The 594-nt window shown below is 64.0% G+C and carries 1 pseudogene; it reads left to right on the top strand.

The features are described from left to right. Nucleotides 1-594: pseudogene (locus VSR34_RS38260) on the top strand (IS6 family transposase); the annotation flags it as partial.

The raw sequence follows: 594 nt of genomic DNA, 5'->3' as shown, positions 1-594 counted from the left end.
TGCGCGGTTCGCTGGTATTTCCGGTTCAGCCTGAGCCTGCGCGACGTCGAGGAGTTGCTGCTCGAGCGTGGTGTTGTGGTCACGTATGAGACGATCCGTTGCTGGTGCGACAAGTTCGGCGCCAGATTCGCCCAGTGCGCCAAGGCGGCGCGGCGCAAGCCGGGCAGTTACGTGGCACCTCGACGAGATGTTCGTGACGCTGCGCGGCGAGCCGTATCTGTTGTGGCGAGCGGTCGACGAGCATGGCGCTGAGCTGGACGTGCTGGTGCAAAAGCGGCGCGACAAGGCAGCGGCAAAGCGCTTCTTCCTCAGGGTGCTGCGTTCAAACCCGGTGCCGCGCAAGATCGTGACCGACCAGTTGCGCAGCTATCCGGCGGCGAAGTCGGACATTCCTGAGCTTGCTCATGTGAAGCACGTTTTCGTCAAAGCGGCCGCACGCACGCGTGAACAACCGTGCCGAGAACAGCCACCAGCCGACCCGCAGGCGGGAGCGCCAGATGTGCGGTTTTCGCGATGCGCGTCGCACGCAGGCGTTTCTTTCGTGCTTCGGCCCGATCCGGCAGCACTTCGCGTTGCCCAGACACCAGATGAACG

Source organism: Paraburkholderia sp. JHI2823 (genome assembly GCF_038900695.1).
GTDB classification, from domain to species: domain Bacteria; phylum Pseudomonadota; class Gammaproteobacteria; order Burkholderiales; family Burkholderiaceae; genus Paraburkholderia; species Paraburkholderia mimosarum.
This window is presented reverse-complemented; position numbering and strand designations above follow the sequence as displayed.